Annotated in this window: 25 protein-coding genes; 11 read left to right on the top strand and 14 right to left on the bottom strand. The window is 70.4% G+C overall.

Annotation, left to right across the window (positions count from 1 at the left end):
- Positions 1-56: 56 nt before the first annotated feature.
- The gene (locus TSO221_RS20935; protein WP_109120460.1) at positions 57-965 is read left to right on the top strand and encodes an EboA domain-containing protein; all 909 of its coding nucleotides are present in this window, start codon (positions 57-59) and stop codon (positions 963-965) included.
- Between the two features lie 5 nt (positions 966-970).
- Here the strand turns inward: TSO221_RS20935 and TSO221_RS20930 are convergent, their stop codons facing one another.
- The 3 genes from TSO221_RS20930 to TSO221_RS20920 all read right to left on the bottom strand — a co-directional run bounded on the left by TSO221_RS20930 (position 971) and on the right by TSO221_RS20920 (position 4,098).
- Entirely contained in the window at positions 971-1,825 is an 855-nt protein-coding gene (locus tag TSO221_RS20930) for a hypothetical protein (RefSeq protein WP_109120459.1), read from the bottom strand.
- Between the two features lie 168 nt (positions 1,826-1,993).
- Complete coding sequence (locus TSO221_RS20925) at positions 1,994-3,610, bottom strand: alpha-glucosidase family protein (RefSeq protein WP_109120458.1); 1,617 nt, start codon at positions 3,608-3,610, stop codon at positions 1,994-1,996.
- Positions 3,611-3,828: 218 nt separating this feature from the next.
- Positions 3,829-4,098 carry a hypothetical protein gene (locus TSO221_RS20920; RefSeq protein WP_109120457.1) on the bottom strand — a complete coding sequence of 90 codons (270 nt, stop codon included), beginning with the start codon at positions 4,096-4,098 and terminating at the stop codon, positions 3,829-3,831.
- An 85-nt stretch (positions 4,099-4,183) separates the two neighbouring features.
- Here TSO221_RS20920 and TSO221_RS20915 point away from each other — a divergent pair, with 85 nt between their 5' ends.
- Positions 4,184-5,314 carry a DNA topoisomerase IB gene (locus TSO221_RS20915; RefSeq protein WP_109120456.1) on the top strand — a complete coding sequence of 377 codons (1,131 nt, stop codon included), beginning with the start codon at positions 4,184-4,186 and terminating at the stop codon, positions 5,312-5,314.
- Between the two features lie 47 nt (positions 5,315-5,361).
- Positions 5,362-5,682, top strand: coding sequence for a hypothetical protein (locus tag TSO221_RS20910; protein ID WP_109120455.1), 321 nt, complete (start codon positions 5,362-5,364; stop codon positions 5,680-5,682).
- 178 nt (positions 5,683-5,860) lie between these two features.
- Here TSO221_RS20910 and TSO221_RS20905 read toward each other — a convergent pair whose 3' ends face one another.
- From TSO221_RS20905 to TSO221_RS20880, 6 genes are all read right to left on the bottom strand, one after another.
- A complete protein-coding gene (locus TSO221_RS20905; protein WP_247878157.1) occupies positions 5,861-6,439 on the bottom strand; it encodes a cytochrome b in 579 nt (192 codons plus the stop codon).
- 74 nt (positions 6,440-6,513) lie between these two features.
- Positions 6,514-7,680, bottom strand: a complete 1,167-nt coding sequence (locus TSO221_RS20900) for a HAMP domain-containing protein (RefSeq protein WP_109120453.1) — start codon at positions 7,678-7,680, stop codon at positions 6,514-6,516.
- 106 nt (positions 7,681-7,786) lie between these two features.
- Positions 7,787-8,560 (bottom strand): ferredoxin--NADP reductase, encoded by a 774-nt coding sequence (locus TSO221_RS20895; protein WP_109120452.1) that lies wholly within the window; start codon positions 8,558-8,560, stop codon positions 7,787-7,789.
- Positions 8,561-8,763: 203 nt separating this feature from the next.
- A complete protein-coding gene (gene ctaD, locus TSO221_RS20890; RefSeq protein ID WP_109120451.1) occupies positions 8,764-10,356 on the bottom strand; it encodes a cytochrome c oxidase subunit I in 1,593 nt (530 codons plus the stop codon).
- Positions 10,357-10,378: 22 nt separating this feature from the next.
- Positions 10,379-11,248 carry a cytochrome c oxidase subunit II gene (gene coxB / locus TSO221_RS20885; protein ID WP_109120450.1) on the bottom strand — a complete coding sequence of 290 codons (870 nt, stop codon included), beginning with the start codon at positions 11,246-11,248 and terminating at the stop codon, positions 10,379-10,381.
- 70 nt (positions 11,249-11,318) lie between these two features.
- Complete coding sequence (locus tag TSO221_RS20880; RefSeq protein WP_109120449.1) at positions 11,319-12,245, bottom strand: NAD(P)/FAD-dependent oxidoreductase; 927 nt, start codon at positions 12,243-12,245, stop codon at positions 11,319-11,321.
- Positions 12,246-12,397: 152 nt separating this feature from the next.
- Between TSO221_RS20880 and TSO221_RS20875 the strand changes: the two genes are divergently transcribed.
- Positions 12,398-12,775 carry an Hpt domain-containing protein gene (locus tag TSO221_RS20875; protein WP_247878156.1) on the top strand — a complete coding sequence of 126 codons (378 nt, stop codon included), beginning with the start codon at positions 12,398-12,400 and terminating at the stop codon, positions 12,773-12,775.
- A gap of 90 nt (positions 12,776-12,865) precedes the next feature.
- Entirely contained in the window at positions 12,866-13,243 is a 378-nt protein-coding gene (locus tag TSO221_RS20870; RefSeq protein ID WP_109120448.1) for a hypothetical protein, read from the top strand.
- A 9-nt stretch (positions 13,244-13,252) separates the two neighbouring features.
- Here TSO221_RS20870 and TSO221_RS20865 read toward each other — a convergent pair whose 3' ends face one another.
- The 5 genes from TSO221_RS20865 to TSO221_RS20845 all read right to left on the bottom strand — a co-directional run bounded on the left by TSO221_RS20865 (position 13,253) and on the right by TSO221_RS20845 (position 18,990).
- Positions 13,253-13,855, bottom strand: a complete 603-nt coding sequence (locus TSO221_RS20865) for a hypothetical protein (protein ID WP_109120447.1) — start codon at positions 13,853-13,855, stop codon at positions 13,253-13,255.
- Between the two features lie 140 nt (positions 13,856-13,995).
- On the bottom strand, positions 13,996-15,708 hold the full coding sequence (gene ade, locus TSO221_RS20860) for an adenine deaminase (protein ID WP_109120446.1): 1,713 nt from the start codon (positions 15,706-15,708) through the stop codon (positions 13,996-13,998).
- 257 nt (positions 15,709-15,965) lie between these two features.
- Complete coding sequence (locus TSO221_RS20855) at positions 15,966-16,850, bottom strand: DUF1176 domain-containing protein (RefSeq protein ID WP_109120445.1); 885 nt, start codon at positions 16,848-16,850, stop codon at positions 15,966-15,968.
- A gap of 68 nt (positions 16,851-16,918) precedes the next feature.
- The gene (locus TSO221_RS20850; RefSeq protein ID WP_146208861.1) at positions 16,919-17,206 is read right to left on the bottom strand and encodes a hypothetical protein; all 288 of its coding nucleotides are present in this window, start codon (positions 17,204-17,206) and stop codon (positions 16,919-16,921) included.
- Positions 17,207-17,277: 71 nt separating this feature from the next.
- Positions 17,278-18,990 (bottom strand): ATP-binding protein, encoded by a 1,713-nt coding sequence (locus TSO221_RS20845; protein ID WP_109120443.1) that lies wholly within the window; start codon positions 18,988-18,990, stop codon positions 17,278-17,280.
- A 190-nt stretch (positions 18,991-19,180) separates the two neighbouring features.
- Here TSO221_RS20845 and TSO221_RS20840 point away from each other — a divergent pair, with 190 nt between their 5' ends.
- From TSO221_RS20840 to TSO221_RS20815, 6 genes are all read left to right on the top strand, one after another.
- Complete coding sequence (locus tag TSO221_RS20840; protein ID WP_146208860.1) at positions 19,181-19,840, top strand: hypothetical protein; 660 nt, start codon at positions 19,181-19,183, stop codon at positions 19,838-19,840.
- A 266-nt stretch (positions 19,841-20,106) separates the two neighbouring features.
- On the top strand, positions 20,107-21,270 hold the full coding sequence (locus TSO221_RS20835) for a hydrogenase small subunit (RefSeq protein ID WP_109120441.1): 1,164 nt from the start codon (positions 20,107-20,109) through the stop codon (positions 21,268-21,270).
- Between the two features lie 10 nt (positions 21,271-21,280).
- Positions 21,281-22,303: a hydrogenase 2 operon protein HybA gene (gene hybA, locus TSO221_RS20830; protein WP_109120440.1), complete on the top strand. Its 1,023-nt coding sequence runs from the start codon at positions 21,281-21,283 to the stop codon at positions 22,301-22,303.
- A 9-nt stretch (positions 22,304-22,312) separates the two neighbouring features.
- Positions 22,313-23,518 carry a Ni/Fe-hydrogenase cytochrome b subunit gene (gene hybB, locus TSO221_RS20825; protein ID WP_109120439.1) on the top strand — a complete coding sequence of 402 codons (1,206 nt, stop codon included), beginning with the start codon at positions 22,313-22,315 and terminating at the stop codon, positions 23,516-23,518.
- 17 nt (positions 23,519-23,535) lie between these two features.
- Positions 23,536-25,239, top strand: a complete 1,704-nt coding sequence (locus tag TSO221_RS20820; protein ID WP_109120438.1) for a nickel-dependent hydrogenase large subunit — start codon at positions 23,536-23,538, stop codon at positions 25,237-25,239.
- Between the two features lie 149 nt (positions 25,240-25,388).
- Positions 25,389-25,871, top strand: a complete 483-nt coding sequence (locus TSO221_RS20815; protein ID WP_109120437.1) for a HyaD/HybD family hydrogenase maturation endopeptidase — start codon at positions 25,389-25,391, stop codon at positions 25,869-25,871.
- Positions 25,872-25,885 lie beyond the last annotated feature (14 nt).

Genomic DNA, 25,885 nt, shown 5'->3' with positions numbered 1-25,885 from the left:
CTTCACGGCACAGGTCCGGTTTACCGGCCAATCCAGGTTCCTTCGGGAGCGTCGCCATGCCCTACCACCCCGTCGACACGCAACACGTGCTGATGCTTCTGCGGCAATGGCTGAAGGCGGCAGCCCCGCCGGAGGGAGTGGACTGGCTGGACACCCAGCGCGACGCGCTGAACGACGGGGCGCCGGACGAGGCGTTCTTCACGGCGATGGCCCAGGCGCCGCGCCGGGTCGGCACGTCCCTGCTGCGCCTGCGCCCGGAGGACCGCAGCGAGGCCGAGCGCGCCCGCGCCGGCTGGCGCCCCACCCTGTGGACCGCCGACCAGGCGGCGCGGGCGACCCTGCTGCTGGTCTACGACGACAGCGATCCGGTGGCCTACGGCGACATGCTGAACCACATCCTGCGCGGCGGCGACCGGGTGCAGGCGGCGGCGCTGTACCGCGCCCTGCCCCTGCTGCCCTACCCCGACCGGCACCTGCACTGGGCGCAGGAGGCGCTGCGCGCCGACGACCGCGCGCTGTTCGAGGCGGTGGCGCTGTTCAATCCCTACCCCGCCGACGTCTTCGACGAGCCCTGCTGGAACCGCATGATCCTCAAGGCGGTGTTCCTAGGCGTGGCCGTCGCCGGCATCGTCGGGCTGGAGCGGCGCGCCAACCCGGTGCTGGCGCACGAGCTGCGTGACTTCGCCAGGCAGCGCCGGACCTCCGGCCAGCGCGTGCCCATCGATCTCTGGCAGGCGGCCGGCGACGCGGTGAGCAACCATGTCGTGGATGAACTGGCGGCGGAGCTGGACGGCCCCGATGTCGACACCGCGATGGCCGCGGCGCTGGCCCTGTCGCGCAGCCGCGACCCGCGCGCCGCCGACGCGCTGGCCAAGCGCCCGGAGCTGGCCGAGGCGATCCGCAAGGGGCAGCTCACCTGGGAGCGGCTGGCCTCCGGCTCGCCGAGCCTGCGCGCGGTGGGGTGATCGGGCTACCGCCCGCCGACCATCCGCTCCAGCAACCCGGCCAGCGGCACCAGCAGCAGCAGCGTCAGCCCGGCGACCGTCCCGGCGAAGCCGGCGGCCAGCGCGGCGGCGAGCGCCGGGGCGGAGAGCCGGCCGGCGGTCAGCGCCGTCTGCACCGGCAGCGGGCGCGGGTCGCTCGCCCCCCACAGGAAGTCCGGCAGCACCCACCACGTCAGCACGGCGGCGAACGGCAGGGCGCTCATGCCCGCATAGTCGTCGAACCAGCCCAACGTCAGCGGCAGCAGCAGCGCCGTCAGCAGCAGCCCGATGGCCAGCAGCGCCGGCCGCTGGTCGCCGCGCCACAGCGGCCCGTGCCGCACGATGCCGAAGGCCGCGCCATAGCACACCGGCGCCAGCGCGGCCGGCGCGGCCGGCACCAGCGCCGCCGGCTCCTCCGCGGCACCCAGCAGGAACAGCGCGCCGAACGCCAGCCCCGACAGCAGCGGCCCCAGCCACGGGCTGCGCTCGCCGCCGAGATGCAGCGCCGCCAGCAGCGCCCCCGCCACCGCGGCCAGCACGCCCGCCCCGGCCGACGCCTGCGCCGCCATCGCCACGGCGCCGAGCAGCAGCCCGCCGGCGATCCCGCCCATGGCGCGCCCGACCGCCGGCGCCTGCATCACCCCGCTCGCCAGGCCCAGCGCCGCCGCCGCGCCGAGAATCCACGCGAGCCCGGACGCGCCCTCCGGCAGATGGGCGCCGGCCGCGGCGTGCCCGGCCAGCGCCGAGGCGAGCGCCGCCGCCACCGCCGCCGGATGCAGCAACGCAAGACGCGCCACGGCGGCGCGGGCGGGAATTGGGTCGGCGGACTGCACGGATGTCATGCGGCCTTTCTCCGACGGAAAGAACCTACGAATTGAACCCGGCGGACGCGCGGGTGTTCCCCGCTACCCCTCCCGGACGGTCGGTGCATTGGAAGGAACGCCGATCGGCAGGGGAGTATTCCCGGAGCGAGCGGCAGTCCCTCCCCCCGCGGCGCGGGGGGAGGGCGTTCAAGCCCGCTTCAGCCCGAGGAACGCTCCCAGCGGCGGCAGCACCAGCGCGCGGCCGTCACCCGTGATCTCCACCTCCGGCATCCCCGGCAGGACGAGCGGGATCGGGATCTGTCCGCGTGCCAGCGCCACCTCCGCCGGCCGGTCGGCAAGGTTGAACACGGCCAGCAGGCTTTCGCCCTCGGCCGAGCGCTCGAAGGACAGCACGTCGCCCCTCGCCTCCACCGCCGAAAGAGCCCCCACGGACAGCGCCCGGTGGTTGCGGCGCAGGCGCAGCGCGGCGCGCCAAACCTCCAGCGGGGTGCCGGAGCGGCGCTCCTGCGCGTCGACGGCCAGCACCCGATGCGCCGCGGGCACCGGCAGCCACGCCTCGGACGCGGTGGTGAAGCCGGCGTGCGGCGCCGCGGCGCGCCAGGGCATCGGCGTGCGGGAGCCGTCGCGGCCCTTGAACTCCGGCCAGTAGGCGATGCCGAACGGGTCGCGCAACCGTTCGCGCGGGATCTCCGCCTGCGACAGCGCCAGCTCCTCGCCCTGGTACAGGCACAGCGTGCCGGGCAGCGCGCAGAACAGCGAGGCCAGCAGCGCCGCGAAGCGCCCGGAATCGGCGCCCTCCGGCAGCCAGCGGCTGACCGCGCGCTCGACGTCGTGGTTGGAGAAGCTCCAGCAGATCGCCCGCGCGTCCGGCGTGCCGGTCAGCGCCGCCGCCAGCGCCCGCGCCGAGAACGGCTGCTTGGCGAGGCTGAGGCTGTAGGCGGCGTGCAGCCGCCCCGGCGCCCCGTACGAGGCGATGCGCTCCGCCGCCCCCGGCTGGCTCGACAGCTCGCCGAGCAGCACCGCGCCGGGATAGCCGTCCACCGTGGCGCGCAGCCGCTCCAGCACCGCGTGGATCGACGGGTGCATCATGTCGTGGAGGTGACGCTGCAGGGCGAAGGGCTTCAGCGGCGGCTCCCCCTCCCAGGGCATGGCCGGGTTGGAGCGGAGGTCCGGGTCGTGCGCGAAGAAGTCCACCGCGTCGATGCGGAACCCGTCCACCCCGCGCTCCAACCAGAAGCGGGCGGTGTCGAGCACGCCGTTCAGCGCCGGCTCGTGGTGCAGGTTCAGCGCCGGCTGGCTGGCGAGGAAGTGGTGCAGATAGTACTGCCGCCGCCGCGGCTCCCACGTCCACGCCGGCCCGCCGAACACCGACAACCAGTTGTTGGGCGGCGCGCCGTCCGGCCGGGCGTCGGCCCAGACGTACCAGTCGGCGAACTCCCCCTGCCGCGACCGGCGCGAGGCGGCGAACCACGGGTGCTCGTCCGAGGTGTGGCCGCACACCAGATCGACCAGCACCTTGAGCCCCAGCCCATGCGCCCGCGCCAGCACCCGGTCGAACGCCGCAAGGTCGCCCAGGCGCGGATCGACGGCGCGGTGGTCGGCGACGTCGTAGCCGAAGTCCTTCAGCGGCGACGGGTAGAACGGGCACAGCCAGACCCCGTCCACCCCCAGCGAGGCGACGTGGTCAAGCCCGGCCAGCACGCCCTCCAGGTCGCCCCAGCCGTCGCCGTCGCCGTCGAGGAAACTCAACGGATAGATCTGGTAGAGGGCTGCGCCGTGCAGCCAGGACGATGCGGTCGACAAGAGGCCACCCTCCGCGCGGGATATCCTGCGGAGGCTGGACCTCTACTCCTAACGATTGGCTAAGGGCCGGAAATGGTCACCATAACCCCTCTCCCGCCCCGGGAGAGGGTGGCGCCGAAGGCGTCGGGTGAGGGTAAAACCAAGGATCCTTGAAGGCGCCCTCACCCTCCCGCTCGTCCCGAGCGGGCCCCTCCCTCTCCCGGGGCGGGAGAGGGGCTTTACTTCCGCTCCAGCAGCCTCGCCCCCGCGCCCATGACGTTCAGCCAGGGCGCCCACGCCTGCTGCACCAGCCCGGTCCACGCCTGCATCGGCGCCATCCACAGCGCCAGCAGCGGCAGGTTCGGCGCCAACATCCTCGACGCGGCCTCGAAGTTCGGCGTCGCCGTGAAGGTGATGGAGATGGCCTCGGCGTTCTGCTCGGGCAGCGCGCGGTGCACGATCTGCACGTCGAGGTTCGGCAGAGCGGCGGTCAGCTTGGTCTCGTCCATGCCCTTGGCTCCTTCTTGTGCGGCGCAGCACGATAGCCGCTTCCCCATGACGGCAACAAGCGCGGCGGCGCGCCGTTGTGCTGGCATGGACGCATACTCCCCCGATCCCGCCGACCCGCAACAGGCCGCCGCCTGCGCCGGGCTGACCTACGTCTCCGACGAGGAGCCGGGCATCCGCCGGCGCCGCGCCGGCAAGGGTTTCAGCTACCGATGGCCCGACGGAACCACGGTGACCGAGGAGGACACGCTGGCGCGCATCCGCAAGCTGGCGATCCCCCCCGCCTACACCGGCGTGTGGATCTGCACCGACCCGGAGGGCCACCTCCAGGCCACCGGCCGCGACGCCAGGGGGCGCAAGCAGTACCGCTACCACCCGCGCTGGACCGAGCTGCGCGAGGGCACCAAGTTCGGCCGCATGCTGGAGTTCTGCCGGGCGCTGCCGAAGATCCGCGCGCAGGTCGAAGAGGATCTGTCGCAGCGCGGCCTGACGCGGGAGAAGGTGCTGGCCACCGTGGTGCGCCTGCTGGAGACCACGCTGATCCGCGTCGGCAACGAGACCTACGCGCGCGAGAACCGCAGCTACGGCCTCACCACGCTGCGCGACGGCCACGCCGAGGTCGAGGGCGCGCAGATCCGCTTCGCCTTCAAGGGCAAGTCCGGCAAGGAGTGGGAGGTCGAGCTGAAGGACCGCCGCCTCGCCCGCATCGTCCGCGCCTGCCGCGACCTGCCGGGCGACGAGCTGTTCCAGTACGTCGGCGAGGATGGCCAGCGCCACGCGGTCACGTCGGGCGACGTCAACGACTACCTGCGCGCCATCACCGGCGAGGACTTCACCGCCAAGGACTTCCGCACCTGGGCCGGCACCGTGCTGGCCGCGCTGGCGCTGCGGGAGTTCGAGAGCTTCGACAGCAGGGCCAAGGCAAAGCGCAACGTCACCCGCGCCATCGAGCGGGTGGCGGCGCGCCTCGGCAACACGGTCAGCGTCTGCCGCAAGAGCTACGTCCATCCCGAGGTGCTCGACGCCTACCTGGAGGGCACGCTGCTCGACGCGCTGAAGGCCGAGGTGGAGGCCGAACTGCGCGACGACCTGCACGGGCTGAAGGGCGAGGAGGCGGCGGTGCTCGCCTTCCTGCACGAGCGGCTGGAGCGCGAGCGGGCGTCGCGGGCGCGGGAGGGCGCCCAAAGTCGGAAAAACCGCAGACGCAACGCCGCGTGAGGCCGGCTGTTCGACTCCCAGAGGTGCCACCGCGAAGGGAGGCCGCCATGGCCAAGACCACGACCGACCACGAGAAGATCCGTCACTGGGCCGAGCAGCATGGCGGCAAGCCCGCCGTCGTGCGCAGCACGCACGGCGAGGGCAAGGCCCGCAGGACAGGAGTCGGCCTACTGCGCCTGATGTTCCCCAAGGCGCGCCAGAGCGACCACGACGAGTTGGAGGAGATCGGCTGGGACGAGTTCTTCAGGCAGTTCGACGACTCGCAGTTGGCGCTGCTCTACGAGGAGGGGTCGAACTTCAACAAGCTGATCGGCCGCGACACCGCCGAGAAGCGCGCCCACGGCGACCACAAGGCCAGCCGGCACTGAAAATCCCTCTCCCGTCCCGGGAGCGTGGAGCCGATGCCGTAGGCAACGAGCACCGAAGGCGATCGTAGGCGGAACGCGGTCGCCCGACTTGCGGGCGGCCGGTGGAGGGGCCCGCTCGGAACAAGCGGGAGGGTGAGGGTTGCATCAAGGATTCATGACCGCACCCTCACCCGGCGCCTTACGGCGCCACCCTCTCCCGGGGCGGGAGAGGGTTGTTTCCCCACGGCAGCATGCGCGCCAGCACGCCGTCCTTCAGCACGTATTGGTGCACCAGCGCGGCCACCGCGTGCAGCCCGGCGAGGATCAGGATCGCGTTGCCCAGCACCTCGTGCACCCCCTCGGCGGCCTCTTTCAGCCCCGGATTGGGCGGCAGCAGGGTCGGCAGCGTGAACAGGCCGAACACGGCGATCGGCCGCCCGCCCGACCACGACATCACCATGCCCACCACCGGCACCGCCACCATCAGCACGTAGAGCGCCACGTGCGCCCAATGGCTCGCCCTCTCCATCCACGGGGCCATCGGCGGCAGGGCCGGCGGCGGGCTGAGGTGGCGCCACGCCACGCGGATCAGGACCAGCGTCAGCGCGGTGACGCCGAACGACTTGTGCAGGCCCATCATGAAGGCCCGGGTGTCGCCCTTGGGCAGCCCCTCGACCACCTGGATCAGCACGAAGGCGCCGACGATCGCCAGGGCGGTCGCCCAGTGCAGCGCCTGCATGCCAAGGTCGTAGCGGGTCTTCGGAACGGAATCGGTCACGGCTCTCTCCTTGCCTCTCAGCATCTGGAGGACACCATACCGTACCCCGGCTGAACCCAAACTGAACAGATCGTTCAGGGTTCCGCCACCGAAGGTTCGGCCTTCAGCTTCTCGGCGGTCTGCTCCAGCTTCGCCGCGCGCAGCTGGAGTTCCGCCTCCAATCCCTGCTCGCGCGCGTCGATGGAGGCGGCCATGGCGCGGAAGGCGCGGGCCAGCCGGCCGACCTCGTCCGGGCGCTCGCGCAGCGGGTCGAGGGTGAAGGGGTTGAAGCGGCCGTTCTCCATGGCCGTCGCCGCTCCGGTCAGCGTCGCCAGCGCCGCCGTCTGCCGCCGCAGCGCCAGCCACACCGCCCAGACGCCCAGAATCACCGCCAGCGCGCCGGCCGCCAGCCCGATCCACAGCGTGGCCGGCAGCCCCGGCAGCGCCACGCGCACCACCGCGGCCCCGCCGCCCTCCACCGGCGCCACCGCGCTCAGCGCACCGCCATCGGCCACCAGGGCGGGCTTCCGCGCGCCCTTGGCAACCTCCAGCTCGGCCGGGGAGAGCTGTGCCTCGGCGTGACCGCCGCGCGCCAGCACCGCCGCGTCGCCGCCCAGCACCCAGGCAGCCGCAGCGCCGCCGGACAGCGCGTCGGCGACGGCGCGGTCGAGGGTACCCAGGCGCTTGGCGATGTCGGTGAGGCGGCCGACGTCGGCCGTCACCTGCACGATGCGCGGCTTGTCGGCGCCGGCGACGCCGACGCTCCGGACGGTGCGGCCGTCCTCGCGCTTGGCGGCAGGAGCGACGACCTGGGCCGGGCTGCGCGACAGCAGGCCGTAGAAGGCGGCGCCCTTGCCGTCCGGCGTGAAGGTGACGTCGAGGTTCGGCGCGCTGCCCAGCACCACCTTGCCGCGGGAATCGGTGATCTGGATGTCCTTGAGCGCGGTGGAGTCGGTCACCGCCTTCAGCCGGTCGGTCACCGCCTTGACCGGCAGCTTGGCGCCTTCGGCCGAGGCGGCGTACTGCGCCACCAGCGCCGCCTGGGCGACGATCTGCTCGGTCACCGCCGCGTCCACCTCGGCCGGGATGGTGCGGATGAGTTGCGCGGATTGGGCGAGATGCCGTGCGGCGCGTTCGGCCTCGGCGCGGGCGCGGCCGTGGGCGGCGTCGCGCACGCCCCAGGTCAGCGCCCCGGCGGTGGCCGCGACGGCCAGCGCCAGCAGGCCGGCGACGAGCAGGAGGATGCGGCGTTCGAACGTCATGGCTGTCCCGGACTTGCGGCCTCGCTGCCGTCGCTTCTAGGGGAGCAACGGCCGGTTTGTCCAGGACGCCAAATGCCTCAGCAACCGTTGTCTCAGCGTTCGCCGGTTATCGCTCGACGAACGCCTTCTCGACCACGTAGTGGCCCGGCTCGCCGCTCGAGCCTTCCTCGAAGCCGCGCTCCTCCAGGAGGTTGACCGTGTCGGTCAGCATCTCCGGGCTGCCGCAGATCATCACGCGGTCGTTCTCCGGATCCAGCGGCGTGGTCCCGACGTCGGCGAACAGCCGGCCGGAGCGGATCAGGTCGGTGATGCGGCCCTCGGTGCGGAACGGCTCGCGCGTCACGGTCGGGTAGTAGGTCAGCTTCTCGCGCACGCCCTCGCCGAAGAACTCGTTCTCCGGCAGAGCGTCCCGGATCAGCTCCTGGTAGGCCAGTTCGCCCACCGTGCGGCAGGTGTGGGTCAGCACGATGCGCTCGAAGCGCTCGTACACCTCGGGATCCTTGATGATGCTCATGAACGGCGCCAACCCGGTGCCGGTGGAGAGCAGGTACAGCGTCTTGCCCGGCAGCAGGTTGTCGACCAGCAGCGTGCCCGTCGCCTTGCGGCTGATGATGATCGGGTCGCCTTCCTTGAGGTGCTGCAGGCGCGAGGTCAGCGGCCCGTTCGGCACCTTGATGGAGAAGAACTCCAGCGTGTCCTCGTAGTTGGCGGACGCCATGGAGTAGGCGCGCAGCAGCGGCTTGCCCCCGACCTCCAGCCCGATCATCGTGAACTGCCCGTTCTCGAAGCGGAACGACTGGTCGCGCGTGGTCTGGAAGCTGAACAGCGTGTCCGTCCAATGATGCACGCGCAGCACACGTTCCGTGAGGAGGTTGCTCATGAAGCCAGAATCCGTTTTTTATGGCGCCGCAGAACGCTGGCATAAATATTACCCCAGCGCCTGCCGCGTCAATAATTCACAATTCACATGATTTTTTGGCCTTATTGATGATGCGGTTAAGCGGCCGCAGCTTGCACGGCACCTTGGAATCGTTCGCAACACCATCAATACCAACAGCCGGTGCCCCGGTCGTGCGGGCAAGGTCACTTCACCATCGGCAGCCGCTCGAACTGGTGGTGCGGCGGCGGGCTGGAGAGCGTCCATTCCAGCGTCGTGGCGCCCTCGCCCCAGTAGTTCGCCGCCACCCGCTGGCCGTACCGGATCGTCCAGATCGCCGTGACGATGAAGACGATGTGCCCAGTGAACGAGATGTACGAACCGAGGCTCGACACCATGTTCCAGCCGACGAAGGCGTCGGGGTAGTCCGGGATGCGGCGCGGCATGCCGGCGACGCCCAGGAAGTGCTGCGGGAAGAAGGTCAGGTTGGCGCCGATGAAGGTCAGCCAGAAATGCACCTTGCCCCACCGCTCCGGGTACTGCCGCCCGCTCATCTTGCCGATCCAGTAGTACCAGCCGGCGAAGATCGAGAACACCGCGCCCAGCGACAGCACGTAGTGGAAGTGCGCGACGACGAAGTAGGTGTCGTGCAGCGACTTGTCCAGTCCGCCGTTGGCCAGCACCACGCCGGTCACGCCGCCGATGGTGAACAGGAAGATCACGCCCAGCGCGAACAGCATCGGCGTCTTGAACTCGATGGAACCGCCCCACATGGTGGCGATCCAGCTGAAGATCTTGATGCCGGTCGGCACCGCGATGATCATCGTCGCCGCGGTGAAGTAGGCGCGCGTGTCGACGTCCATCCCCACCGTGTACATGTGGTGCGCCCACACGACGAAGCCGACGACGCCGATCGCCACCATCGCATAGGCCATGCCGAGATAGCCGAACACCGGCTTCTTCGAGAAGGTCGACACCACGTGGCTGACGATCCCGAAGCCCGGCAGGATCATGATGTAGACCTCGGGGTGGCCGAAGAACCAGAAGAGGTGCTGGAACAGGATCGGGTCGCCGCCGCCCTCCGGGTTGAAGAAGGTCGTCCCGAAGTTGCGGTCGGTCAGCAGCATGGTGATGGCGCCGCCGAGCACCGGCACGGCGAGCAGCAGCAGGAACGCCGTCACCAGCATCGCCCAGACGAACAGCGGCATCTTGTGCAGCGTCATGCCGGGGGCGCGCATGTTGAAGATCGTCGTGATGAAGTTGACCGCCCCCAGGATCGACGAGGCGCCGGCGAGGTGCAGCGCGAAGATCGCCATGTCCACCGACGGCCCCGGATGGCTGGAGGACGACAGCGGCGGATAGATCGTCCACCCCGTCCCCGCCCCCTGGCCGACGAAGGCCGAGCCCATCAGCAGGATGAACGCCGGCACCAGCAGCCAGAAGCTGATGTTGTTGAGGCGCGGGAACGCCATGTCCGGCGCGCCGATCATGATCGGCACGAACCAGTTGCCGAAGCCGCCGATCAGCGCCGGCATGACCACGAAGAACACCATGATCAGCCCGTGCGCGGTGACCACGACGTTCCAGAACTGGCCGTCGCCGACGATCTGCAGGCCGGGGTGCTGCAGTTCCGCCCGGATGATGGCGGAAAACGCCAGTCCGGCGATGGCGGCGATGATGGCGAAGATCAGGTAGAGCGTGCCGATGTCCTTGTGGTTGGTGGAGAACAGCCAGCGCTCGGCGAAGCCCGGCGCGTGGTGGCCACCATGGTGGTCGTCGTGAACGTGTGCCTCGGCCATCTCAGTCCTCGCTCGTCTGCGCTCAGCGCCCGGCGCTGGCGACGTCCTGCTTCAGGGGTTCAGGGGAGGGATCGCGCGCCGCGAACCTGGCTTTGGCCTGCGCCGCCCACTGGGCGAAGCGCTCCTTCGAGACCACCTCGACGGCGATCGGCATGAAGCCGTGGTTGGTGCCGCAGATCTCCGAGCACTGGCCGTAATAGACGCCCTCCCTGGTGATGCGCATCCACGTCTCGTTGATGCGGCCGGGCACCGCGTCGTCCTTGATGCCGGAGGTCGGCAGCGCCCAGGAATGGATGACGTCGCCGGCGGTGATCAGCACCCGGACCGTGGTGTCCACCGGCAGCACGACGCGGTTGTCCACCTCCAGCAGGCGGCGCTGGCCGGGCTTGATCTCCTCGCTGGGAACCATGATGGAGGAGAAGGTAAAGCCGCCCTGGTCGGGATACTCGTAGTCCCAGTACCATTGCCGGCCGGTGACCTTCAGGGTCATCTCCGCCTCGGCGTTGCGGTCGAGGAAGTAGAGCAGCCGGAACGACGGCACCGCGATCACCACCAGGACGATCACCGGCACCACGGTCCAGATCACCTCGATCAGCGTGTTGTGCGAGGTGCGGGACGGCACCGGGTTGCGCCTGGCGTTGAAGCGCACGAAGACGATGCCCATCAGCACCATCACCAGGATCACGATGGCGACCATGATCCACAGCAGCAGGTGATGGAAGCTGTTCATCATCTCCATCACCGGCGAGGCGGCGGGCTGGTGCCAGACCTGCCAGTTGTGCGGTTCTCCGCGCACCGGCGGCGCGGCGTCCTGCGCGTGCGCCGCCCCCGCCACCATCCAGGCCAAAGCCCAGCCCAGGGCCGCCACGGCCCAAGTTCCCGCGCGTCTCATCGTTCCTCCCGCGCCTTGGATTCCGTCTGAAGCGCTGAACAGCGGAACGGGGAGGAAAGTTCATTGCCCGCTACAGGCGCCCCTCCTCCTTCAGCAGCGTCCGGTGGATCGTCGTGGCGGCGATGGCGGCATGCCCCATGGCGACGGAGATCTGGTTCAGCCCTTCCACCACGTCGCCGATGGCGAACAGCCCCTCCACATCGGTGCGGCAGTGCGCGTCCACCTCGAACCGCCCGCTGGCCCCGGTCCGCGCCCCCGCCGGCCGCGCCGGATCGGTGCGCGGCACCGCGCCCAGCGCCGAATAGAGCGTGTCGAAGGCCAGCCGCTCCCCCGCCGCCGTGGTCAGCGCCGCGATGCGCCCGGCCTCGGCGTGCACCTCGGCCACCGGCTGCTCCACGGCGCGGATGCCCCGCCCCGCCAGCCGGCGGCGGTCCCCGTCGGACAGGCCGAGCGGCTCGCCCAGGGTCAGGAGCGTTACGTCGTCGGTGTAGGTGCGCATCCACAGCGCATCCCCCACCGCGTCGGCGCCGTGGCCGAGGACGCCGATCCGCTGCCCGATCACCTCGAAGCCGTCGCAGATCGGGCAGTGGCGGATCAGCCCGCGCTGCACCGCCTGGTAGAGGTTGGGCAGCACCGGCTCCACGTCGATGACCCCGGTCGCCATCACCGCGGTCCGCGCCGCCACCTCGTCGCCGGCCTCGGTTCGGGCGACGAACAATTCGCCGCTCTTCCGTAGCGAGGCGACGCAGCCGCGCTCCACCGGTGCGCCGTAACGCTTGGCCTGCGCCCGCATGCGGGCCAGCAGGTCCATGCCGGTGACGCCGTCGGGAAACCCCGCGTGGTTGTGCGACAGCGGGATCCACGCGGCGCGCGGCGCCCCGGCGTCGATCACCAGGAAGCGCCGGCGGTAGCGCGCCAGATAGATGGCCGCGGTCAGCCCGGCCGGCCCGCCGCCGACGATGATGCTGTCCAGGGGGGTGTCGGCGGCGCCCGCCATGATCCCTCACGCGCGTGATCCGGACCCGGACAACGCCGTCCGCCACGTACGGTTCCCGCGATACGGCGAGCGTCCTTTCGTCGCGCCCGCCACGCGTTGACGCCCCCTGGTTGCTTGGAAAGCATCTTTGCATCTCTCAAGGATGCATCGCCGTGCCCGCAGCAACCCATCCCGGCCGGATCTCCGACGCCGTCATCGACCCGGAGATCCTCGACCTCGAACCGATGGTCCGCAACTTCGGCGGGCTGACCGCGCTGGTGAACGACCTCTACGCCCTGTTCCTGCGCAACGAGGAACAGCTGCGCGACGACCTCGCCGCCCGGCTGGCGGCCGGCGACCTCCAGGCCGCCCGCCTCGCCGCGCACGCCGCCGGGGGCGCCGCCCGCACCGCCGGCGCGCGCCGGCTCGCCGAGCTGTGCACCGCCATCGAGGAGGCGCTGGTGCGCGGCGACCCCGCCGCGGCGAGCCGGCAGTCGGCGCTGCTGCCCGACGCCATCGCCGACGTCCGCAGCATGGTCGCGCGGATCTGACGCCGACCCACGCACGGTCGAACGCGTACATTATTGTTTTAGCAACCAATCCGGCCTAGACCTTGAGCGTGGCGCAACGGGAGGTGCCCCATGCCCTTGAGCGTGCTGGAAGTCGCGATCTACGCCATGGTCCTGACCGCGGCGGACCCCAAGCCCTACGAATGCGTCACCGTCCAGCCCGACGGCGTGAACTGCACCAACGGCCTGTTCGCCGAGCCGCTGCCGACCGGCGGCATGAAGTTCAACACCGGGGTGACCGTCGCCATCGGCCGCGACCGCAGCGTCACCTTCTCCAACGGCATCCAGATCCATCTGGATTCCTCGGCCTGGGCGCACTTCAAGCGCGGCACCGCCACCATCGTCTCGGCCCGCCGCACCGACCCAAAGGGCACGCGCTTCACCTTCAACAACGGCTACGCCTGCCAGATCATGGACCAGGAGATGGCCCGCTGCTTCAAGGTGCTGTAGGCGCCCCGGCTATTTGGCCGTCTCCGCCGTCTGCGGCGCGAGGTCGCCGACCGGCATCATGATGTGGGCGTAGGGCGTGCCGCCCCACATCACGTAGGGGACCCGCGGGTTCTCGGCGCTGCGCGGGTGGCCCTGCATGGAATCGACGCCGTTCAGGATCATCACGTGCGGGCCGGTGTCGACCCAGGTGTGGCCGGCGGCCGGCGCCGCCGCGTACGGGTCGTCGTTGCTGGCGTCGGAGCCGCCGGCCAGCATGTAGCCGAGGCCGATCTGCCCCTTCGGCGGTTCCGCGTGCTCCATCCACGCCTTCGCCCACGCCATGCCGTTCTTGTCCAGGCACATGGGGTCGTTGCCGGGCGTCATGGGATTGTCGGGCATGCAGGTGAAGAGGCCCGTTCCCGGGCGCAGCGTGCGCATCTCGCCCTTCTCGTTCATGGCGATGATGGTCGCCGTCTCGGCCACGGCGCGCGGCGCGGCGGACAGGGCGTTGGTGATCATCTCCGCGTCGGTCTTCGGAGTCATGGCGCCGTGGCCGCCGCCCTGGGCGAGCACCCCGGCGGAGGCCGCGGCGAGGACCGTGGACAGGCACAGGATCGTCCGGAAAGGAGTCATGCGTAATCCTCCCTCATGCGTGCAGCGGACATCGCTGCCGGAGGAAGCATGAACCCTTAGGCCCCGAAGAAAACAGCGCAGGAGGGGATACGCCCCCTGAGACGGAACCCGGCGGCGCCCTCTCCCAACGGTGGGGAACGTTACGCCGCCACCAGTTCGAACCGGTCGACGTCCACCAGCCCGCGGTCGGTGATCTTCAGGTGCGGGATGACCGGCAGCGGCAGGAAGGCCAGCTGCAGGAACGGCTCGGCCAGCGGGCAGCCCATGCCCTCGCGCACGGCGCGGCGCAAGGTCCGCAGCTGGCGCTCCACCTCCTCGAACGGCTCCAGGCTCATCAGCCCGGCGAGCGGCAGCGCCAGCTCGGCCAGCACCCGGCCGTTGCGCACGGCGACGAAGCCGCCCTGCAGCTCGATCAGCCGGTTGACCGCCACCGCCATGTCGCCGTCGTCGGCCCCGACCACGCAGACGTTGTGGCTGTCGTGCCCGACCGAGGACGCGATGGCGCCCTCCCGGATCTCGAACCCGCGCACGAAGCCGCGCCCGATGTTGCGGTTCACCCCGTGCCGGGAGAGCACGCAGACCTTGAGGATGTCGCGCTCGGGATCGGCCACCGTCTGCCCGCCGCGTCGCGGCACGTCGAGCGCCAGCCGCTCGGTGAGGATCTTGCCGGGCAGCACGCCGATCACCGGCTGCGTCGCGTTGCCGGCGGGCACCGCGAAGTCCGCCGCCGTCACCGGATCGAGCTTCACCGAGCGCAAGCCCACCGGCTCCACCGCCGTGCGGTGCGCGAAGCTCTCCGCCGTGACCACGCGGCCGTCCTTGATGACGCGGTTGACCGCGCAATCCTCCAGGTCGTCGAGCAGCACGAGGTCCGCCTTCTGCCCCGGCGCCACCAGCCCGCGGTCGAACAGGCCGAAGCCGCGCGCGGCGGACCACGTCGCCGCCCGGTAGACGTGCGCCACCGGCGCGCCGAGCTTGATGGCGGCGCGGATCAGGTGGTCCATGTGCCCCTCCTCGGCGATGTCGAGGGGGTTGCGGTCGTCGGTGCAGAAGCCAAGGAACGGCGAGGTCTCCGGCGCGATCACCTCGGCCAGCGCGTGCACGTCCTTCGACACCGAGCCGTCGCGGATCAGCACCTGCATTCCCTTGCGCAGCTTCTCCATCGCCTCGGCGGCGCTGGTCGTCTCGTGGCAGTTGCGGATGCCGCAGGACAGGTAGGCGTTCAGCTCCCGCCCGTGCATCAGCGGGGCGTGGCCGTCGATGAGGCGGCCGTCGAAGGCGGCGAGCTTGTCGAGCACCGCCGGCAGCTTGGCGAACACGCCGGGGAAGTTCATGAACTCGGCCAGCCCGAGCACCCGCGGGTCGTCGCGGTGGCGCACGAGGTCCTCGGCCTCCAGCCTGGCGCCGGAGGTCTCCAGCTCGGTCGCCGGCACGCAGGAGGACAGCTGCACCCGCAGGTCCAGCGCCATGGTGGACGCGCTGTCGAGGAAGTAGCGCAGCCCCCGCTCGCCCAGCACGTTGCAGATCTCGTGCGGATCGCAGATGGCGGTGGTGGTGCCGCGCGGCAGGACGCAGCGGTCGAACTCGGGCGGCGTGACGCAGGTGGATTCGCAGTGCACGTGCGTGTCGATGAAGCCGGGCACCACGGTCAGCCCGCGCCCGTCGATCTCCTCGACGCCGTCATAGCTTTCGTAGGTGCCGACGATGCGGTCGCCGCACAGCGCGATGTCACCGTGCGCCGTCTCGCCGGTCACCACGTTGAGGAAACGCGTGTCCTTGATGACCAGATCCGCCCGGGCGTTGCCCAGCGCCTGGTCGATGCGCTTCCTGAGATCGTCCCGGCTCACCGCCATGCCCCGTCTCCCGCTGCCGTCCAAGGAAAGTGGGGGGCGCGGAGTGATATTTGAGTCCCTCCCCCAGCCCCGCTGGGGGAGGTTAGGTGGGGGCAACGGTCTGCCCAGAAAGCCGTAGCCCCCACCCTCCCCACGTCGTGGGTCCCCTCCACGGCCACCCGCAAGTCGGGTGGCCGCGCTCCGCCTACGATCGCCTCCGGCGCACGTTGCCTTCGGCACCGGCTCCACGCCCCCGCCGGAGGCGAGGGAGGGCACGATTATTTGTACACCTTCGTCCGGGAGTTCCGCTCCGTCCACTCCTTGCCGTCGCACTCGGGCTTCTCGATGCGCTTCAGCAGGGTCATCGTGTCCGCCTGGACGCGGTACAGCATGTGGGTGCCGCAGTCGCCGGCGCCGCGGCCCTGGTCGAAGACGTCCACCATGTCCTTCGACACGGTCAGGGTGCCGGTGGTCAGCGCCGTCGGCACCTTGCGCGGCACGTCGCCCTTGTCCGGCATCTCCACCGCGAGGCGCGCCGCCGCGCCGGCCTTGCGGTCGAGCACGAAGGGCATCGCCGCGCACTGGTAGGCGCCGCACTCGTCCGGTACCGCGACGAACAGCCGGCCGTCGGACAGCGGCGCCATCAGCGTGAAGCCGGAGTACAGCTCGTAGGTGGACAGCACGTCGCCCTCGTCCGGACGCTTCGGCGCCGGCGGCTGCGGGAACATCGTGGTCAGCACGAAGGCGACGAAGGCGGCGTTCTCCTCCGCCGCCGTTCCCGCCTCGCGCAGCGGGTCGATCGGCGAGGCGGCGGCGATGGCGGCGGCCAGCCCGCGCCGGCCGGCCTTGGCCAGCAGCTCGCGCAGCCGCAGCTCGTGGGCGCGGATCAGCGGCAGGACGTTGGTCTGCGTGTAGGCGGCGTCGCGCGCGGCGATCCAGCGCCGGTGGTCGGCGCGCAGCGCCTCCGCCCCGGCGGGGTCGGCCTCCAGCGCGAATCGCAGGCCGCGGGCGACCAGCCGGTCCAGCCCGGCGAGCGCGCCGTCGTCGCAGATCGCCTTCTCGACCTTCGAGGCGGGCCTGGCGCAGTCGATGGCCTGCGCGGACACGGCGGCCGGCGACAGGAAAGCGGCGGAGACGGCGAGGACGGCGAGCAGACGGCGCATGCTGGGTTCCGGGTGCCTGCGGAAAGGGGCGACAGGACACCCAACCGACGCCCGCCTGTCAACAGCCCTTATTTCTTGAGCCCGCCGCCGACGCGCGCGCAGTCGTAATCGTCGGTGCCGGGATCGGCGGCGCCGGTGGTGACGGCATAGCGCGGGTCGTCGCACTTGCCGTCGAAGGCGTAGCGGTAGCCGGTGCCGGACTTGCCCCAGGCGGGGTTGGCGGTGGTGGCGCGGGCCGACACCTTGGCGGCGTCGCCGGGGCCGAAGGCGTTCGGCAGGCGGTCGAAGGCGAACGCGCCGCCGGCGAGCAGCACGGCGAACGACGCGAGCAGGCGAAGCGAAGCGGATCGCATCATGGCGGCGGACATGGAGAAGCGGCGGACGGTCGTCCCAATGACGAACGGGCGCAGCGCGCCTTTATTCCACATCACCCGGCCGCGGGCAAGCGGACTCGCACGGTGGTGCCGCGCCCTTCCACGCTGTCGATCGACAGCGTGCCGCGCATCAGGTCGACGAAGGAGCGCGCCAGCGGCAGCCCCAGCCCGGTGCCGCCGTGCCGCCGCGCCAGCTGGCTGTCCACCTGCCCGAACGGCTGCAGCGCCACTGCGATCCCCTCCTGGCTCATGCCGATGCCGGTGTCGGCCACCTCGATCAGCCCCCAGTCCCCGTCGCGCCGGGCGCGCAGTTCCACCCGGCCGCCGGCCGGGGTGAACTTCACCGCGTTGGACAGCAGATTGATGAGGATCTGCTTGAGCCGCACCGGGTCGGCCAGAACCGGCGGCGTGTCCTCGGCGACCTGGACGCTCAGCTGCACCCCGCTTTCCCCGGCCCGGCCGCGGATGAGCTGCACCGAGCTGGCGACCGCGTCCCGCGCGTCCACCGGCTGCGGGTAGATCTCGAACTTGCCGGCCTCGACCTTGGCGATGTCGAGGATGTCGTTGATGACCGCCAGCAGGTGCTCGCCCGAGGCGACGATCAGCCCGCCGTACTCGGCGTAGCGCGGCGTTCCGACCGGGCCGACCAGTTCGCGATGGATCATCGAGGCGAAGCCGATCACCGCGTTCAGCGGCGTGCGCAGCTCGTGGCTCATGTTGGCCAGGAAGTCGGACTTGGCGCGGTTGGCCAGTTCCGCCTGCTCCTTGGCGGCGAGCAGCGCCTCCTCGGCGCGCCGGCGCTCCTGCACCTCCTGACTCAGCTCGGCGGTGCGGGCGCCGACGCGCGCCTCCAGTTCGTCGTGCGCCTCGCGCAACGCCAGCTCAGCGCGCTTGCGCCGGGTGATGTCCTGCCCGACGCAGACGATCGCCGAAGCGACACCCTCCGCCTCCGGCATGCGGTTCATGTTCCACAGCACCACGCGCTCGACGCCGTCGCGGTCGCTCCAGGCGTGCTCGAAGTTGCGGATCTCCATGCCCGTCATGGCGGCGACCAGCTGATAGGCGAAGGGACCGCCCTGCTGCTCCGGAATCAGGTCGCGCCAGGTCCGGCCCACGGCGCCGCCGGCCGGCAGCGCGAAAGCGCGTTCGGCCTCGCGGTTGGCCTCGGCCACCACGCCGTCGGCGTCGAGCACCAGGATGATGCCGCCCGCGGTCTGCACCAGGGAGCGGAAGCGCGCCTCGCTGGCGCGCAGGTCGTTCTCGCGCCGCTTCAGCTCGGTGACGTCGCCGATGGAGCCGACCATGCGGTAGGCCCGCCCGTCCGCCCCGCGCAGCGCCAGGCCGCGGGCCAGCACCCAGCGCCAGTTGCCGGCGTGGTCGGCGACGCGGTAGGCGTGCTCGAAATGGCCGGTGGCGCCCTTCAGGTGCCCGGACACCGCGCGCTCGTAGGGGCCGCGGTCGTCGGGGTGGACGATCTTCAGCCACTCGTGCGTGGTGGTGCGCAGCTCGTTGCTGCCGAAGCCGAGGATCGAGAGCAGACGGGCCGACAGGTACAGGTCCTTGGTGATCGGGTTCCAGTCCCACAGCCCCTCGTTCGGCCCGCGCATGGCGAGGCTGAGCAGCTCCTCCCGGTCGCGCAGCAGGTCGATGGTGCCGGTCAGGCGGCTCTGGTCGGCCTGCAGCTCCGCGACGCGACGCTCCAGCCGGAGGATGCGCTCCTGCGGTGTCTCGAAGGGCCAGTCGGCGGCGGGTGCGGGTCTCGGCACGTCGGCGCGGTCCTCGTCGGCGGCGAGCGCGGCGGACGCGCGCCGGTATCCCGCGAGTATGCCGGCCGCAGCACGACCGAATCAAGGGCATCGGCAACCATTCCATGCGGAAGGCTCTTGACTCGTAACAGTTACGACACTAAAGTTAACATTGTCTGATGTTTTGACGGCCTTGCAGCGGGGTGATGGGATGGAGCGGGCTGACGGGGCGCGCCGGTTGCTGCCGGGGGTGAGATGGCTGCTCCTCCTGTTCGTCCTCGGGATCGCCGCGGCGGGCGCCCTGGCGTCCCGTGCAGCCACCGATGTGCACGGCAAGCTCGCGGCGGCCCAAGCGGCGACCGCGTTGCGCGCGCAGATCGGCCGCGTCGGCGCGCTGGTCGCCGCCTCCGGAGACCCCCGCCCGCTGCGCCGGCCGGACGTCGCGGCCCGCCACCTCGACACGCTGGACCAGCTCGACGCCGCCGCCACGGCATTGGGCGCCGCGACCGCGTCGGACGACCGCCAGCGCGCCGAGGCGCTGGCCGCCCGCGTCGCCGAGTTCATCCACCTGCGGCGCGAGGCGGCCCGCGTCGCCGCGGAGCGCGGGCTCGACGACGTCCGTCTGCTGCCGGGCAGCGAAGCGATGCGCCTGAACCGCCTGTCGCTGACGCACGAGTTGGACGCCCTGGCCCTCGCCGCCGACGAGCGGATCGTCCGCAGCGCCGCCGCGCTGGCCGAGGCGCGCCAGCACTGGCTGTCGCTGCTGGTGGGGCTATTGGCGGGGGTAGTGCTGCTGGCCTTCCTGCAGGTGGTGCGGCTGGCCCGCCGGCCGGTGCGGCTCGCCGATCCCTTCACGCTGCAGGCCGGCTGAGCCCGCCTTCAACTGCGGCATTTTGTCCCGGCCGACGTCCGGTCGGGTGCCGGCCCCGGCGCATTTTCCGTGCACGCAGCAATTGCCAAGCACGTTTTTTCCGACTTTGGTCGGACCGATCCTTTCGTGTTCACCAACCCTCCCGACACAAATCACCGGTGACAGCACCCCCGGATGGTGCAATACCCTTACCCAAACTATGCCTATTCGCCGGTTCCGCCATACGGACCGGGCGGCGGGGCTGTGCAGCGTTTCGGGGGGAAGTCATGCCGGATGGTCTTGTGGGTCTCGATGCCGAGCAGCTCGGCGACCTCGACAGCTACGAGGGAACGCTGGGCGGCCTGACGCGCCGGGAGTTCATCAACTACTGCGCCGGCGTGGCGGCGTTCCTCGGCCTGCCGTCGGCGATGGGCGTGAAGATCGCCGAGGCCGCCGCCGGGGCGGCGAAGCGCCCGTCGGTGATCTGGCTGTCGGGCTCCGCCTGCACCGGCTGCACCGAGACGCTGCTGCGCACCAACCACCCCAGCCTCGACACGCTGATCCTCGAGCAGATCTCGCTGGAGTACTGCGAGACGCTGAGCGTCGGTTCCGGCCACCAGGCCGAGAACTGGAAGAAGAAGGCGATGCAGGAGAACCACGGCAAGTACCTGATGGTGCTGGACGGCGCGGTGTCCACCAAGGACAACGGCATCTACGCCAAGGTCGCCGGCCAGACGGTTCTGGAGATGGTGCAGGAGGTGGCGGCCGGCGCCGCTGCGGTGGTCTCCATCGGGTCGTGCGGCTCGTGGGGCGGCTGGCCGTCCACCGGCGTCAACCCCACGGGGTGCAAGGGCCTGCCGGAGGTGCTGAAGGGCAAGCCGGTGGTCACCATCCCGGGCTGCCCGCCGAACCCCTACAACTTCCTCTCGACCGTGCTGCACTTCGTCACCTTCGGCAAGCTGCCGGAACTGGACGACAAGGGCCGGCCGAAGTTCGCCTACGGCCGCCTGATCCACGAGAACTGCGAGCGCCGCCCGCACTTCGACGCCGGCCGCTTCGCCATCGACTTCGGCGACTACGGCCACCGCCAGGGCTACTGCCTGTACAAGCTGGGCTGCAAGGGGCCGGAGACCTACGCGAACTGCCCCTCGATCGGCTTCAACGACGTCGGCCAGGGCAACTGGCCGGTGGGCACCGGCCACCCCTGCTTCGGCTGCACCGAGAAGGGGGTCGGCTTCTCCAAGTCGATCCACGAGCTGGCCAGCCTGAAGTCGGTGGCGCCGCCCAACACCTACCCCGACGTGCGCTCGGAGAAGGGCAACGGCGCCAGCCCCGGCGCGGTCGCCGCGGTGGCGGGCATCACCGGCGCCGCCATCGGCGCGGGCGCGGTCATCGCCAGCCGCCTCGGCAAGCAGGACAAGGCCGACGATACCCCGAAGACCGGCGCGTGAGGAGACGGCCATGACCCTCTCCCGCCGCAATTTCCTCAGCAAGGCGGCCCGCGGCAGCGCCGCGGCGGCCACGGCGGCCTGCGCGGCCGTGGCCGCCGCGCCCGAGGCCAACGCGCTGCAGCGCCCGCCCAAGCCGATGCCGGCAGAGGCCGTCGGCCTGCTCTACGACAGCACGCTGTGCATCGGCTGCAAGGCCTGCGTGAAGGCGTGCAAGGACGCCAACGGCATGCCGGTCGAGGTCGCCCCCGACCAGACCGCCTGGAACGGCGGCGAGTGGGACACCCCGGTCGAGCTGTCGGGCAAGACGTTGAACGTCATCAAGGCCTACACGAACGGCACGATGGCCGAGAAGGACCGCGAGACGGACGGCTTCGCCTTCATCAAGCGGCAGTGCCTGCACTGCGCCGACCCGTCCTGCGTATCGGTCTGCCCGGTCACGGCGATGACCAAGGACGCCAGGACCGGCATCGTCAGCTACAACCCCGACGCCTGCATCGGCTGCCGCTACTGCGTGCTGTCCTGCCCGTTCGGCGTGCCGAAGTACGAGTACGACTCGCCCACCGGCCAGATCCGCAAGTGCCAGCTGTGCAAGCACCGGCTGGCGGAGAACCAGCTGCCGGCCTGCTCCGACGTCTGCCCGACCGGCGCCACGCTGTTCGGCCGCACCGAAGACCTGAAGGCCGAGGCCAAGCGCCGCGTCGCGCTGAAACCGGGCGAGCGCACGCACTACCCGCGCGGCGACATCGCCGGCAAGGTCGGCGGCAGGCGCGACGGCCACGAGGCGACGGTCCGCGTCGCCTACCAGCAGCACATCTACGGCGAGAAGGAACTGGGCGGCACGCAGTGCCTCGCGGTCTCCGCGGTGCCGTTCGACAAGCTGAACCTGCCGACCAACGTGCCGGAGACCGGCTATCCCACGGTGTCGGAGGGCATCCAGCACACGCTGTACGCCGGCATGGTCGGCCCGGCGACGCTGCTGGCGGGGCTCGTCTACCTCGCCCACCGCAACACCAAAGACCACGACGTGGATTGAGGGGAAGCCATGAGCAGCATCCTTTCCGACCAGACGCCAAATTCCCCTGGCGCCCCCTCCGGGTCCACGTGGGTCAACCCGCACAAGCCGATCGGCGGACGCCTCATCACCGAACCGTTCCTGATCGCGCTGGGCTTCGTGGCCATCGGCGGCGTGCTGATGGCGCAGCGCTTCATGGGCGGCCTGGGCGCGGTCGCCAACATCTCCGACGGCTATCCCTGGGGCATGTGGGTGGCGGTGGACGTGGTCATCGGCTCGGCCTTCGGCTGCGCCGGCTACGTCATGGCCTTCCTGGCCTACATCATGAACAAAGGCAAGTACCACCCGCTGGTCCGCCCGGCGGTGCTGGCCAGCCTGTTCGGCTACGGCCTCGCCGGTCTGGCGGTGCTGGTCGACCTTGGGCGCTACTGGAACTTCTACCACCTGCTGCTGCCCTGGTACGCGCAGCCCAACTCGGTGATGCTGGAGGTCGGCCTGTGCGTGGCCACCTACACCATCGTCCTGACCGTGGAGTTCGCGCCGGCCTTCCTGGAGAGATTCGGCTTGGAGAACGCCCGGCGCAAGCTGAACCGCCTGCTGTTCCTCTTCGTGGCGCTGGGCGTGCTGCTGCCCACCATGCACCAGTCGTCGCTGGGCACCATGATGGTGATCGTCGGCCACAAGCTCTCGCCGCTGTGGCAGACGCAGCTGCTGCCGGTGTTCTTCTGGCTCACCGCCGTGCTGATGGGCTTCGGCGTGGTGGTCTGGGAGTCGGTGATGGCGTCCCTGTGCTTCAACCGCCCGACCGAGAAGGCGGTGCTGCGCAAGGTGGCGGAGCTGATGCTGGTCACCACCGCGGTGTTCGTCGTGCTGCGCATCGTCGATTTCGCGGTGCGCGGCCAGCTCGGCGCCCCGTTCGGCGCGCACGGCACGCTGATGTTCTGGGTGGAGACGGCGCTGTTCCTCGCCGGCATGCTGGTCGTGCTGCCGAAGAAGGCCCGGACGGAACGCAAGGCGCTGTTCCTCGGCTCCTCGCTGGTGCTGTTCGGCGGGATCATCTACCGCCTCAACGTCTACATCGTCGGCTTCATCCCGGCGGTCGGCCCGTGGAGCTATTTCCCCTCGCTGGCCGAGATCTTCGTCACCGTCGGCATCTTCGCGCTGGAAGTGCTGCTGTACCTGATCTTCGTGAAGACCCTGCCCGTCATGCACGCCGTCGGCGCTAAGCACGGCTGATTTAGGAGGAACGTACCGTGGCTCAGCGAATTACCGTGGACCCGATCACCCGCATCGAAGGCCATCTGCGGGTCGATTGCGAAGTCGATGGCGGCAAGGTGACCAAGGCCTGGGCGTCCGGCCAGATGTGGCGCGGCATCGAGCTGATCCTGCAGGGCAAGGACCCGCGCGACGCCTGGGTGTTCACCCAGCGCATCTGCGGCGTCTGCACCACCTCGCACGCGATCACCTCGGTGCGCACCGTCGAGAACGCGCTGAAGCTGGAGATCCCGCTGAACGCGCAGTACATCCGCAACATGATCCAGGGCGCCCATGCGGTGCACGACCACATCGTGCACTTCTACCACCTGTCGGCGCTGGACTTCGTGGACATCGTCTCGGCCCTCAAGGCCGACCCGGCGGCCACCGCCAAGCTGGCGCAGTCGCTGTCCGACTGGCCGAACAACTCGGTCGCCGACTTCGCCACCGCGCAGAAGCGTCTGGCGGCGTTCGTCAACTCCGGCCAGTTGGGCATCTTCGGCTCCGGCTACTGGGGCCACCCGGCGATGAAGCTGCCGCCGGAGGCCAACCTGATGGCCGCCACCCACTACCTGCAGGCGCTCGACTACCAGCGGCGCATCAACAAGGTGGTGGCGATCCTCGGCTCGAAGACGCCGCACATCCAGAACGTCGCGGTCGGCGGCGTCACCAACCCCATCAACTTCGACAGCCAGTCCACGTTGACGCTGGAGAAGCTGATGTATATCAAGACGCTGATCGGCGAGGTCGGCGACTTCATCACCAAGGTCTACATCCCCGACGTCTGCGCGGTGGGCGCGCTCTACGCCGACTGGACGGCGATCGGCCGCGGCGTGGTCAACTACCTGACCACCCCCGACATGCCGATCGACACCAAGGGGACCAAGTTCGCGCTGCCCGGCGGCTACATCGAGAACGCCGACTTCGCGACCTTCAAGCCGATCACCAGCTTCTCCGACCCCTACTTCGAGCAGGGCGTCAAGGAGAGCACCAAGCACTCGTGGTACGAGACGGGTTCGGGCCCGCTCCACCCCTACAAGGGCGAGACCAAGCCGCAGTACACCGACTGGCAGGACGACGGCAAGTACAGCTGGATCAAGACGCCGACCTTCTACGACAAGCGCGCCCAGGTCGGCCCGCTGGCCAACGTGCTGGCCATGTACGCCGCCGGCCACGCCCGCACGAAGTTCTGGGTGGGCGAGGTGCTGAACACCGTGTCGGCGATCGCCGGCGCGAAGGTCGGCGCGGACGCGCTGCACTCCACCATCGGCCGCCACGCCGCGCGCGCGGTGCGCTGCGTAGTGCTGCACGAGGAGCTGTCGAACCAGTGGAACTTGCTGATGGAGAACATCGGCAAGGGCGACACCACCACCTTCAACAAGCCGGTCTTTCCGAAAGAGGAGATCCGCGGCTACGGCGTGCACGAGGCGCCGCGCGGCATGCTCTCGCACTGGGCGGTGATCAAGAACGGCAAGATCGAGAACTACCAGGCCGTGGTGCCGACCACCTGGAACGCCGGCCCGCGCGACGAGAAGGGCAACCTCAGCGCCTACGAGGCGGCGCTGATGGACAGCCCGGTCGCCGACGCCGAGCAGCCGCTGGAGGTCATCCGCACCATGCACTCCTTCGATCCGTGCCTCGCCTGCGCCGTGCACCTGACCGACACGGAGAGCAAGTCGACCTATCAGGTCAAGGTGGCCTAAGGACGGGAAGGCTCTACCCCCACCCCAAACCCTCCCCCGCTGGGCGGGGGAGGGAGTTCCGCCGCCATCCCTCAATCCCCTCCCCCGCCCAGCGGGGGAGGGTCAGGGTGGGGGCTCGTACAGGCACGCTTCCAAGCTAACGGACCCTTATGAACTCCCCCATCCTCGTCCTCGGTCTCGGCAACATCCTGATGCAGGACGAAGGCATCGGCGTGCGGGTGGTGGAGGCCCTAGAACAGGGCTGGACCTTCCCGGATCATGTGTCGCTGGTAGACGGCGGCACCTGCGGCATGGACATGCTGGACATCATCGCCAGCCACCGGCACATGGTCGTGGTGGACGCGGTGAAGACCGGCGCGCCGCCCACCACGCTGGTCCGCCTGGAGGGCGACGCGGTGCCCGCCTTCTTCAAGGGAAAGCTGTCGCCGCACCAGGTCGGCCTGTCCGACCTGCTGGCCACGCTGCGCCTGCAGGGCGAGGGGCCGGAGAGCACCGTCGTCATCGGCTGCGTCCCGGCCGGCATGCGGATCACCCTCGACCTCACGCCGGAAGTCGCCGCCAAGGTGCCGGACCTGGTGCGGATGGTGCTGGACGAGCTGCGCGCCCTCGGCGTCGAACCGGCGCCCCGCTGAAAGTCTGCGACCGC

This window comes from Azospirillum sp. TSO22-1 (assembly GCF_003116015.1).
Classification (GTDB): Bacteria; Pseudomonadota; Alphaproteobacteria; order Azospirillales; family Azospirillaceae; genus Azospirillum.
This window is presented reverse-complemented; position numbering and strand designations above follow the sequence as displayed.